This is a genomic window from Aminobacter sp. 01T433, from assembly GCF_056398585.1.
This window is the reverse complement of record NZ_JBFTPR010000022.1, coordinates 83,705-93,582: the sequence shown is the minus strand read 5'-3', so window position 1 is coordinate 93,582 and position 9,878 is coordinate 83,705. Positions and strand designations below refer to the sequence as shown.

The window sequence follows — 9,878 nt, the reverse complement described above, 5'->3', positions numbered from 1 at the left end:
CAACCAGGCCACGCCGACCTAGGGGGCGAAAATAAAGCCGCACCCCGCAACCAGAACATGACAAAAGGCACGCACGGTGAAAACCGCAGGGCCGTTTGTATCTGGGCTGCGTAGAAGACAGGCTTGGCAAGTAGCAACATTCCGCAAGCCAAACGCTCTCGCTGGATCGCAAGCATCAGGCAGAACCAGCGGCGCCTCCGCATGGCACGGCTTTGCCGAACTCCCAAAATGCCTGCACCGTGACGGCCAGGCGACGACAATCGACGAAACCGCGCTGAGCTCTCTCAGGATGGATCAGCGGGCGCCAGCGTATAGCAGCTGCGTCAGCATACCGGCGCGGTGCTCTCGCGGATGATGATTTCTACAGGCAAGATCGTCTCCATCGGGACGTCTTCGGGTTTTTCGCCGTTCATCAGCTGCATCAGGATGGTGGCCGCGGTGCGCCCAGCGCTGTGCTGCTGGATCCTGACCGTCGTCAGCTTGGGCCGGATCAACTCCAGGAACGGCATGTCATTAAACCCGGTGACCGATACCTTGCGAGGACAGTCGATGCCCTGCTCGCGCAGTCCGTCGATCGCACCCAGAGCGAGACGGTCGTTGGCGCATAGGATAGCCGTGAATGTCTTGCCCGACGCCAGAAGTTCCTGGGCGCAGCGCGCCCCTTCCATCTCGTCGAAGCGCTTGGCGGTGACGACAAGGTCGGAGCGGAAGTCGATCGACAGCTTTTTTGCGGCATTGCGAAAAGCAGCGAGGCGAAGCTGGCCGGTCGATAAATCCTGCGGTCCGGCAAGGTGGGCGATGTCACGATGCCCGAGATCGCGGAGATGGCTCAGCATCTGGCAGATGCCGGCATCCTCGTCGTTGATGACATAGGGGATTTTCGAGTTCTCGACCTTGCGGTTCAGCGTCACCACAGGGAGCCCGTCGGCAGCTGCCTTGGCGATGGTCGGGTCGCTGCGCAGCACTGCCGCATGGACGATGCCGTCGACGCCCCGGTCGCGCAGCACATCGACAAGCCGGCTTTCGCGGTCGCGCTCGCTGTCGGTGTTGACGATGATCGAGGCATAGCCGAGCGGCTCCAGCACGCTTTCGATACCGCGCAGGATGGGCGGGAAGATGACGTTGGTGATGTCGGGGATCATCACGCCCACAGTCATCGTCCTGTTGGTCCGCAACCCGGCGGCGATACGGTTCGGACGATAGCCGAGGCTTTCGGCGGCGGCCTGGATTCGGGTGGCCACCTCTTCGGTGATGTTCTTGCGCTCGACAGGGTCGAGTGCGCGCGACACTGTCGACACGTGAACGCCGGTTTCCTTTGCGATGTCTTTCAGGGTCACACGCTTCTTGAACATCATTTCGCGCCTCTTTCCGCTATCCAGATAGCAGGTGAGACCCACTTTGGGCAATCGATTGCAGAAAATCCTTGACGTAGATCAAACTGTCTGCAAATATTTCGCAATCGATTGCACGGCGAAGAGCTTCCGAACGCCTTGGAGGGGCGGGTTCTCAGCTTTGCAACGGTTCGGGAGGGAGGAGCCTCCGACAGATGCGCGGTCCAATGTCGCTGGCGAGCTGCCCAGGGCGCTTGTGCGGTGTTATTCGAGCTGAATGTGCAATCGATTGCACTGGGGAGAAATGTCCATGAACTCTACGCGGAAGCCTATGAAATTCGTCACCGCTCTGGCGGCGATGTCACTGCTGGCGGGTGTTGCCCACGCTGAGAACCTGAAAATCGGGGCATCGCTGCCGATCACCGGTGGCCTTTCGGTCAGCGGCGAGAAGCACAAGCGGGGTTATGAACTCTGCATCAAACTGATCAATGCCGCTGGTGGCATACTTGGCCGGCAGGTCGAGCTGGTCGTCTCCGACAATCGTTCCGATACCGCCACCGCCATCAACCAGTACGAACGCTTCATCAATGTCGACAAGGTCGAGGCCGTCTACGGAACCTTTTCAAGCCGGCTAACTTTCCCGGTCGCCAGCATCCTGTCCAAGTACAATATGGTGCATGCCATCCCCTCGGGCGGTGCGCTGCGCATCTACGAACAGGGCTACAAGAACCTGTTCTATTTCCAGGTCAACGCTGCCGAATATACCGGCAAGGACGTGGCCGGCGTCATCAAGCAGCTCATTCCCGCGGATGCGGCTCCCAAGACTGTCGCGGTTGTTTCCGCCGACGACTTCTTCGCCAATGCCATTGCCGCTGGCCTGCTCGGCCAGAAGGTCAACGATCCGGCGACCGACAAGGAAATCGCTGATCTCGCGCCAGGCTATCTCGCTGATGTCGGCATCAAGGTGGTGATGGAAGAGAAGTGGCCGGAAGAGGGCTTCAACGACTGGCTGAACCTTGCCAACTCGATCAAGCGCTCCGGCGCCGAAATGATCATCGGCCTGACCGCGTCCGCCGAAGAGGCGGTGCAGTTGACGCGCGCCTTGAAGACGGTCGGCGCCACCCCCAAGCTGGTCTATCTCAGCCAAGGTGCGCAGACCGAATTCATTGAAGGCGTTGGCAAGGAAGCCGCCGACGGCGTGCTGATCCACACCACCTGGCACAAGGACGTGCCGTTCGAAAGCTCGCTTGCCGGCAAGCCGTTCAATAATGCCGACTTCGTCAAGGCTTTCCAGGCCGAATATGGCGTCGAGCCGGACGAAGACAGCGCCATTCCCTTCGCGGTCTGCCAGGGCATCGAGCAGGCGATGATCGGTGCCGGGACCACCGACAATGCCAAGATGGGCGAATGGTTGAGTGCGCGTACCAAGGACAGCCCTGTCCAGACCGTGCTTGGCCGCTTCTCCTGGGACAAGGTCGGCCTGCCGGTCGAAAAGTCCCACATCATGACCCAGTGGCAGGGCGGCGAACTGAAGTTCGTCTATCCCACCGGCGAGTTCGAAGGCGTCTCGCCGTTCAGCTACCCCAAGGCCGGCTTCTGACACGAAAAGCCGCGAGGACGCCCCTTCGCGGGCGTCCTCTCCACTGCCGGCTGGCCGGCTGAACTCGGAATGGGAGATCGGGCGCATGCTCGAGGTCAAAAACCTTTGCAAGCATTTCGGTGGCATCAAGGCCGTCGACGGTGCGACCTTCACGGTCGAGAGAGGGTCGGTTACCGCCCTGATCGGGCCGAATGGTGCCGGCAAGACGACAGCCTTCAACTGCATCAGCAGGACGGCCGTGCCGAGCTCCGGCGAAGTCTGGCTTGACGGCGAGCGTATCGACCATCTGCGTCCGCACAAGATCACCGCCAAGGGACTCAGCCGCACTTTTCAGATCTCCCGCAACCTTGGCGACATGACGGTCATCGAAAACGTCATCGTGCAGTCCAAGGTCGACGGCATCCGCGGGCTGTTCAAGCCGGCGATGTCGCGTGAGGAAAAGGACAAGGCGATGTCCATCCTCGACTTCCTCGGCATCACTCGCATTGCCCATGAGGACGGCCACAATCTTTCCTATGGCCAGAAGAAGCTGATGGATCTGGCGGCACTTTTGATGTCGGACCCAAAGATCATCCTGCTCGACGAGCCGGCCGGCGGCGTTAACCCGTCGCTGATGGAAGAAATCGTCGGCCATATCCGTGCACTCAACGACAAGGGCCTGACCGTGCTCATCGTCGAACACAACATGGACCTGATCATGCGGCTTTCGCACAAGGTCGTGGTCATGGCGCATGGCAAGGTCATCTGCGCCGGCACGCCTGAAATCGTCCGCAAGGACCCGCATGTGCTCGATGCCTATCTCGGCGGCGTGCTTGAAGACGAGGCGGCATGATGACCAAGCTTCTGGAAGTCACCAACATCACCGCCGGCTACGGCGACGGCCCCGCCATCCTCGATGGCGCGCATCTGACCGTCGAACCGGGCAAGGTGCATTGCATCATCGGGCCGAACGGCGCCGGCAAGTCGACCCTGCTCAAGGCCATCTGCGGCATGCTGTCGATCCGCAAGGGCGACGTGATCTTCAAGGGCGAGCGGCTGAACGGCCTGCGCCCCGACCAGATCCTGCGCAAGGGCATCTGCTTCGTGCCGCAGGAGAGGGCGCTTTTCCCCAAAATGACGGTGCGCGAAAACCTGCGCATGGGCGGCTTCATCCTTGACGACAAGAAGGAGCTGGAACGCCGCATCGAGGGCATTCTCGAACGCTTCCCGATCCTGCGCGACCGCGCCGACCAGCATGCCGGCACCATGTCCGGCGGCCAGCAGCAGACGCTCGCCATGGCCCGCACGCTGATCATCAAGCCCGACATCGTCATGCTCGACGAGCCGTCGCTCGGCCTCGCGCCAAAGATCGTCCAGGAGATGTTCGACATCATGAAGATGATGTCGGCGGAGGGCGTCACCGTATTGCTGGTCGAACAGAACGCCATGATGGGGCTGAAAAATGCCGATTGGGGCGTCGTGCTCGATCTCGGACGCACGCTGTTCGAAGGCCCGGCGACCAAGGTTCTGGCCGATCCGCGCATCCAGGAACTCTACCTCGGCGGCAAGAAGGCCGCCTGACGGGGAAAATGATGTCAGAGATAATTCAGATTTTGATCCTTGGTCTCGCGCTTGGCGGCGTCATCGCCCTGATGGGCTCTGGCCTGTCGCTGGTTTTCGGTGTGATGCGCATCGTCAATCTGGCGCACCCCTCGCTGATCATCGGTGGCGCCTACATCACCTATTGGGGCTTCAAGACGCTCGGCGTCGATCCGCTGGTGATGCTGCCGGTCGCGGCCCTCATCATGGCGGCAATCGGTATCCTGCTCTACCGGTTGATGTTCCAGCGTGAAGCCAAGAGCGCCAAATATTCGGAAATGACCGTGCTGCTCACCTTCGCGCTGGCGATGATGGTGGAGGGCTTCCTCGGCGCGATGTTCACCAACACGCAGCGCGTCACCTCGCCCGACTACGCCACCGAAGCGTTCTTCATCGGCGACGTCTTCGTGCCCAAGGGCCAGCTTTATGCGGGCATCGTCTCGCTGGCTATCATCGCGGCGCTGTCGCTGTTTTTGAAGTACTCGCGGCTCGGCTACGCCATCCGCGCCACCACGCAGAACCGCGAGGCGGCCGAACTGCTCGGCGTCAACGTCCAGTTCATCAGCATCCTCGCCTTTGCCATCGGTCTCGGCCTTGCGGGTGCCGCCGGCTCGCTGGTCAGCTTCGTGTTCAGCTTCTTCCCGGCCAAGCATTGGGAATGGATCGCCATGCTGATGTCGGTCGTGGTGCTGGGCGGCATGGGCAGCATCCTTGGCACGGTGCTCGCCGCTCTGATGCTGTCGGTGGTCGCCGCCTTCGTCGGCACCTGGATCGGCGCGACCTGGTCGACGCTGACCTTCTTCCTCGCATTGTTCGTCATTCTGCTGGTGCGGCCTCAGGGGCTGTTCGGCGAAAAACCGGAGTTGGCATGATGGCCGTTTCCCTTCAGGAATCGAGTGCCAGCGCAGTCGTCGAGGCCCGCCGGGTCCACAACGAAAAACTGTCGCGCAAGGCTGATCAGGTCAGGGCGACCTGGTTTCCGGTGGCGCTCCTGACTGTGCTCGCAGCACTGCCGCTGCTGCAGTTCACCGGCAACTACAACTACGTGCTGCATCTCGTCTTGTTCACGGCATCCTACGTTGCCATGGCTTCGGGCTGGAACATTCTCGGCGGCTTCGCCGGTTATGTCTCGCTCGGCCATGCCGTGTTCTTCGGCATCGGCGGCTACTTCTCGGGCATGATCCTGGCGCGCTATGGCATCTCCACGATCATCACGGCACCGCTCGCCGGCCTGGTCGCCGCCGTATTCGGCTATCTCGTCGGCATGGTCACACTCAAGGTCCGCGGCCCGAGCTTCATCATCTCGTCGATCGCGCTTTTGATGATCGCCCGCATCCTGTTCGACAACTGGCACTTCATCGGCGGCGCCAACGGGCTGACCCTGCCGCCCAATGACCTATCGGTGCAGTGGTCCAAGGTGCCGTATTATTATGCCATGCTGGCGATCGCCGCCTTCTCGGTCTGGGCGAGCTACAAGATCAAGCACTCGAAGTTCGGGCTTGGCCTGCGCGCCATCTCCAAGGACGAGATCAAGGCGGAAAGCGCCGGCATCGATACCCGCTTCTATAAGGTCGTCGCCTTCGCTCTCTCGGCATTTTTCGTCGGCATGGCGGGTGCGGTGTGGGGCGAATACCTTACCTATCTCCGCCCCAACATTTTCCTGCTCATCCTGGTCTCCGCCAATCTGGTGTTGATGTGCATCCTCGGCGGCAAGGGCACCATCGCCGGACCGGTGGTCGGCGCCATCCTGATCGTTGCGCTCAACGAGATCTTTGTCGCCACGATGGGCGCTTCGGAGGTCAACATTCTTGGGACCGGTCTCGTCATGGCGCTCGGCCTGATGTTCTTCCCGCTTGGGCTGATCGGCACGCTCGCCAAAAGCGGCAAGCTCCCTCGGATCCTCAACTGGGACTAGCTGCTCGCCCCTGAGCCCAAGCCGTGGACCCCAACCTCGTGCAGACAGCGAGAGGAAATGACATGCCGGAGTTTGTTCTTCATAACGCGCCGCAGTCGACCTGCAGCCAACGCGTCCGCTATGTCCTTCACGCCAAGGGCAAGGATTTCGAGGAGCACAAGCTCGACCTGTTCAAGGGCGACCAGCTCAGGCCGGAATATCTGGCGATCAACCCGAACGGCGTGGTGCCGACGCTGCTGCACCATGGTGCTGCGGTCACCGATTCCGCCGTCATCGTCGAATACCTCGAGGACATTTTTGGCGACGTGACGCCGCTTCGGCCGCGCGATCCACTTGCTGTGGCGCAGATGCGGGCGATGATGCGCTTCATCGACGAGGTGCCGACACCGGCGGTCCGCGTGCCCTCCTACAACCTCGCCTTCCTGCCGCACTACCAGTCGATGAGCGAAAAGGAGTTCCAGGCGCTGTGCGACAGCAAGCCGTTGCGGCGCGAGTTCCTGATGAAGATGGGCCGCACCGGTTTCCCGCAGGCCGACATGGACGAAGCGCTTGGCCGTTTGCAGCGCGGCATCGACCGCATGGCGACATGGCTGAAGGAAAGCGGCGGACCCTGGCTGATGGGCGAGGAGATGACGCTGGCCGACATCTCGATCATGCCCGTCATCGTCAGGATGGACGACATCAATCTCGGCGGCATGTGGGGTTCCGCGCCCGAGATCGGCCGCTGGCTCGACAGGATCAGGGCAACCGACGCCTTCGCCCGGACCTACTACCACGGCTCGTTGCTGACCGAAAAATACCCGCATTTGCGCACGGCCGCGAACCACGCCGAACCTGCCGAAGCCTGACTTCGGAAGCACTGGAGAACGACGATGAACCATATCAGCATCGAGCCGAAGCTCATCACCAGGGAAGCCGACGTGACGCCGACCGTGCTTGCGGCGATGGCGGACACCGACAATGCCCGGCTCAAGGAGATCATGACCGCGCTGGTGACGCATCTGCACCAGTTCGTGCTGGAGACGCGCCCGACCGAAGAGGAATATGAGTACGCGCTGCGCTGGATCGTCGAGATCGGCCAACTCACCAACGAGTTCCACAATGAGGTCGTTCTTGCCGCCGACGTGCTCGGTGCTTCGACGCTGATCGACCTGATCAACAACAACGGCATGCAGGGCGAAACGATGTCGGCGCTGCTGGGGCCGTTCTATCGCGGCCACGCACCGCTGTGCCAGCCTGGCGACTGCATCGCCCGCTCGGACACGCCGGGGGCAACGCTGTTTTTCAAGGGCAAGGTCGTAGGTGCGGACGGCGCTCCGGTCGCCGGCGCGACGCTCGACGTGTGGCAGGCTTCGCCTGTCGGCCTCTATGAAAACCAGGACGAAAGCCAGGAGGATTTCAATCTTCGCGGCAAGTTCACCAGCGGTGACGATGGCCGGTTCCATTTCCAGTCGGTGAAACCTACGGGTTATCCTGTGCCGACCGACGGCCCGGTGGGCGTCCTGTTGCGGGCCCAGAACCGTGAGCCGATGCGTCCGGCCCATATCCATTTCATCGTCACGGCTCCCGGCCACAAGACGCTGATCACCCAGATATTCTCCGATACGCCGGAGGCGCTGGCCGCTGACGTCGTCTTCGGTGCCAAGCAGCAGATCGTCGGCGATTTTGTCATGCACACCGAGCCGCATCCCGATTTTGCCGGCGCGACGCTGCCTTTCTACACCTGCGAATATGATTTCAAGCTGGTGGCGGGAACACCGACTTTCCCCATTCCGCCGATCTCGGGAAAGAAGAGCTGAGCGATGACTGCCCAGACCTCATCCCATCCGCTTGAAGGCAAGGTGGCCGTCGTCGTTGGCGGCTCCGGCGGCATCGGCCGCGAAACTTGCCGCCTGTTTGCCGAAGCCGGCGCAACCGTCGTGGTCGGCTACCGATCGGGCAGGCAAAAGGCCGACGAGATCGTGGCGGGCCTGCCGGGCACGGGGCATGCCGCTTTGCCGGTTTCGATCGAGGACACCGCTACGATCGAAGCCTTCCGGGACGCGGTGGTAAGCAGGTTCGGCCGGGCCGACATCCTGGTCAATACCGCCGGCATCACTGAGCCTGTGGCGCATGGCGATCTCGACGCGCTGACCGACGAGTTGATCGACCGCATTTTCGTCAACAACTGGCGCGGCGTCTTCGCCACCATCCGCGCCTTCGCGCCGGCGCTGAAGGCGAGCGGTGACGGGCTGATCGTCAATGTCTCGTCGATCGCCGCCTTCACCGGCATTGGCTCCAACGTTGCCTATTGCGGCGCCAAGGCCGGCCTCGACATCATGGCCAATTCGCTCGGCCGAGCACTGGCGCCCGAAATCCGCGTCATGACGGTTTCGCCAGGTGCGGTCGACACGCAGTTCGTGCCGGGCCGTGGCAAGGAGTTCGCCGACAAGGTCGCCGCAACCACGCCCCTCAAGCGGATCACGTCGCCGACCGACGTTGCCGAGGCGATCTTGTCCTGCGCGACCCATCTCAAATTCTCGACCGGCAGCCGCATTGTCGTCGACGGGGGGAGGCATCTGTGATGCAGCCGAAAGTCATCATCACCTGTGCCGTAACAGGCAATCTGACGACGCGGGAAAACCATCCCGGCCTGCCGGTGACGCCGGAGGAAATTGCTAATTCCTGTCTTGAAGCGGCGGATGCCGGTGCTGCCATCGCGCATATCCATGTCCGCGATCCCGAGACGGCAAAACCGTCCATGGAGCTGAAATATTACCGTGAGGTGGTGGAAAGGATCCGGGCAAAGAACAATGCCTTGATCCTCAACATCACCACCGGCCCGGGTGGGCGCTATCATCCGAGCGACGAAAACCCGGCAGTCGCTGGCCCGCGCACGACGCTGATGCGCCCGGAAAGGCGCGTCGAGCATATCGCCGCGCTGAAGCCCGATATCGCCACGCTCGACCTCAACACCATGACTTTCGGCAATGAGGTGGTGATCAACACGCCGGGCAACGTCAAGATCATGGCCGACATCATCAATGAAGCCGGCTCGAAACCGGAACTCGAGGTCTTCGACAGCGGCCACATCGTCTTGGCGCAGGATCTGCTCAAGGCCGGCGTTTTGAAATCGCCGGCGATGTTCACCATCGTCACTGGTGTCAAATACGGTTTCCCGGCAACGACCGACATGATGGCCGCCGCCGCGCGCATGCTGCCCAACGATGCGGTCTGGACCGGATTTGGCGTCGGCCGGATGTCGTTTCCGATGGCGATGCAGGCCTATCTGCTGGGCGGCCATGTCCGCGTCGGGCTGGAGGACAACTCCTACATCGCCAGGGGCGTGCTCGCCAAAGGCAACGGCGAATTGGTCGAGCGCGTCCGCGACCTCATCGAAAAACTCGGCGGGCAGATTGCCGGCCCTCAGGAAGCCAGGGAAATGCTGGGGCTTGCCGCCTGATCGGCGCGGCTT

The 9,878-nt window shown here is 61.8% G+C and carries 10 protein-coding genes; 9 read left to right on the top strand and 1 reads right to left on the bottom strand.

Annotated elements, in window-relative coordinates; all coding sequences use genetic code 11:
- Positions 1 to 323: 323 nt before the first annotated feature.
- On the bottom strand, positions 324 to 1,355 hold the full coding sequence (locus AC1DLV_RS26815) for a LacI family DNA-binding transcriptional regulator (RefSeq protein ID WP_476803082.1): 1,032 nt from the start codon (positions 1,353 to 1,355) through the stop codon (positions 324 to 326).
- Positions 1,356 to 1,641: 286 nt separating this feature from the next.
- Between AC1DLV_RS26815 and AC1DLV_RS26810 the strand changes: the two genes are divergently transcribed.
- The 9 genes from AC1DLV_RS26810 to AC1DLV_RS26770 all read left to right on the top strand — a co-directional run bounded on the left by AC1DLV_RS26810 (position 1,642) and on the right by AC1DLV_RS26770 (position 9,866).
- Positions 1,642 to 2,931: an amino acid ABC transporter substrate-binding protein gene (locus AC1DLV_RS26810; protein WP_476803081.1), complete on the top strand. Its 1,290-nt coding sequence runs from the start codon at positions 1,642 to 1,644 to the stop codon at positions 2,929 to 2,931.
- Positions 2,932 to 3,016: 85 nt separating this feature from the next.
- Positions 3,017 to 3,763, top strand: coding sequence for an ABC transporter ATP-binding protein (locus AC1DLV_RS26805; protein ID WP_476803080.1), 747 nt, complete (start codon positions 3,017 to 3,019; stop codon positions 3,761 to 3,763).
- Positions 3,763 to 4,491 (top strand): ABC transporter ATP-binding protein, encoded by a 729-nt coding sequence (locus AC1DLV_RS26800; RefSeq protein WP_476803079.1) that lies wholly within the window; start codon positions 3,763 to 3,765, stop codon positions 4,489 to 4,491. The genes AC1DLV_RS26805 and AC1DLV_RS26800 overlap by 1 nt, the downstream gene beginning before the upstream one ends.
- 11 nt (positions 4,492 to 4,502) lie before the next feature.
- Entirely contained in the window at positions 4,503 to 5,381 is an 879-nt protein-coding gene (locus AC1DLV_RS26795; protein ID WP_476803078.1) for a branched-chain amino acid ABC transporter permease, read from the top strand.
- Positions 5,381 to 6,424, top strand: a complete 1,044-nt coding sequence (locus AC1DLV_RS26790; RefSeq protein WP_476803077.1) for a branched-chain amino acid ABC transporter permease — start codon at positions 5,381 to 5,383, stop codon at positions 6,422 to 6,424. Before AC1DLV_RS26795 ends, AC1DLV_RS26790 begins: the two co-directional genes overlap by 1 nt.
- A gap of 62 nt (positions 6,425 to 6,486) precedes the next feature.
- Entirely contained in the window at positions 6,487 to 7,272 is a 786-nt protein-coding gene (locus AC1DLV_RS26785) for a glutathione S-transferase family protein (RefSeq protein WP_476803076.1), read from the top strand.
- 24 nt (positions 7,273 to 7,296) lie between these two features.
- Positions 7,297 to 8,223 carry a dioxygenase family protein gene (locus AC1DLV_RS26780; protein ID WP_476803075.1) on the top strand — a complete coding sequence of 309 codons (927 nt, stop codon included), beginning with the start codon at positions 7,297 to 7,299 and terminating at the stop codon, positions 8,221 to 8,223.
- Positions 8,224 to 8,226: 3 nt separating this feature from the next.
- Entirely contained in the window at positions 8,227 to 8,988 is a 762-nt protein-coding gene (locus tag AC1DLV_RS26775; protein ID WP_476803074.1) for an SDR family NAD(P)-dependent oxidoreductase, read from the top strand.
- The gene (locus AC1DLV_RS26770) at positions 8,988 to 9,866 is read left to right on the top strand and encodes a beta-keto acid cleavage family enzyme (RefSeq protein ID WP_476803073.1); all 879 of its coding nucleotides are present in this window, start codon (positions 8,988 to 8,990) and stop codon (positions 9,864 to 9,866) included. The genes AC1DLV_RS26775 and AC1DLV_RS26770 overlap by 1 nt, the downstream gene beginning before the upstream one ends.
- The last annotated feature ends 12 nt before the right edge of the window (positions 9,867 to 9,878 follow it).

Excerpts from the sequence above, each read along its gene's own strand:
- AC1DLV_RS26815 (WP_476803082.1), bottom strand. The coding sequence starts at position 1,355 with ATGATGTTCAAGAAGCGTGTGACCCTGAAAGACATCGCAAAGGAAACC.
- AC1DLV_RS26810 (WP_476803081.1), top strand. The coding sequence starts at position 1,642 with ATGAACTCTACGCGGAAGCCTATGAAATTCGTCACCGCTCTGGCGGCG.
- AC1DLV_RS26805 (WP_476803080.1), top strand. The coding sequence starts at position 3,017 with ATGCTCGAGGTCAAAAACCTTTGCAAGCATTTCGGTGGCATCAAGGCC.
- AC1DLV_RS26800 (WP_476803079.1), top strand. The coding sequence starts at position 3,763 with ATGACCAAGCTTCTGGAAGTCACCAACATCACCGCCGGCTACGGCGAC.
- AC1DLV_RS26795 (WP_476803078.1), top strand. The coding sequence starts at position 4,503 with ATGTCAGAGATAATTCAGATTTTGATCCTTGGTCTCGCGCTTGGCGGC.
- AC1DLV_RS26790 (WP_476803077.1), top strand. The coding sequence starts at position 5,381 with ATGGCCGTTTCCCTTCAGGAATCGAGTGCCAGCGCAGTCGTCGAGGCC.
- AC1DLV_RS26785 (WP_476803076.1), top strand. The coding sequence starts at position 6,487 with ATGCCGGAGTTTGTTCTTCATAACGCGCCGCAGTCGACCTGCAGCCAA.
- AC1DLV_RS26780 (WP_476803075.1), top strand. The coding sequence starts at position 7,297 with ATGAACCATATCAGCATCGAGCCGAAGCTCATCACCAGGGAAGCCGAC.
- AC1DLV_RS26775 (WP_476803074.1), top strand. The coding sequence starts at position 8,227 with ATGACTGCCCAGACCTCATCCCATCCGCTTGAAGGCAAGGTGGCCGTC.
- AC1DLV_RS26770 (WP_476803073.1), top strand. The coding sequence starts at position 8,988 with ATGCAGCCGAAAGTCATCATCACCTGTGCCGTAACAGGCAATCTGACG.